The organism is Kitasatospora nipponensis (assembly GCF_039528135.1).
GTDB lineage: Bacteria > Actinomycetota > Actinomycetes > Streptomycetales > Streptomycetaceae > Kitasatospora > Kitasatospora nipponensis.
In genome coordinates this window covers 1-666 of record NZ_BAAALF010000770.1, presented here as the reverse complement: position 1 = coordinate 666, position 666 = coordinate 1, and the positions used below count along the sequence as shown (strand labels likewise).

The window sequence follows — 666 nt, the reverse complement described above, 5'->3', positions numbered from 1 at the left end:
CGCCAACGTCGCCACGCTGACCGGCACCACGCAGAACGACATCGTCAAGGAGTACCTGTCGCGCGGGCGACACAGCCGCCATCAGGCCCAGGAAGAGCGCAAGGGGCAGAAGATTCAAGCAGAGTGCGTGTAGTCGCCAAAATGCCCCCTTCGCGGAGCTATCCGGCCATGATCTATCTATCAACTGAAACCCACCCACTGTAGGACAAACTCGCGCCGCCCAAGTCAATATTGATGGCGACAAGCATAGCCACAGCCAGAGGACCAGCCCACCCCATTCGGATGCGATCGGCATCTGTCAGATCGGGTTGGCGCACGAAGTCCAGTCCCAGGTAAATTCTTCCACATCTTGCCAGTGGGACCCGCCGGAGCACATACATTTAGTGCACTCCGCCTGACAAACGGACAATCCATGACATCACGCATACGTAAGCTCACCATTGCCGCGTTGGGTAGCACGCTCTTGGCCCTCGTCGGCGTACCGGCACTGGCGTGCGCCGATGCCACTGCTCCACCGGACCCCGCGACGTCGCCCCCGTACGCGGTTGAATCCTTTGAATACCCTGGTGCGGCAAAGATCCTCCAGGAGAGGGGAATTACTCTCCTCAAGGGCGACGGTCACATCACGCTGGCCACGTGCGGAAGTGCAGAACAGCAGATCAAGAT

At 59.5% G+C, this 666-nt stretch carries 1 pseudogene; it reads left to right on the top strand.

Annotated features, from left to right (window positions below):
- Positions 1-412 precede the first annotated feature (412 nt).
- Positions 413-666: pseudogene (locus ABD323_RS43230) on the top strand (hypothetical protein); the annotation flags it as partial.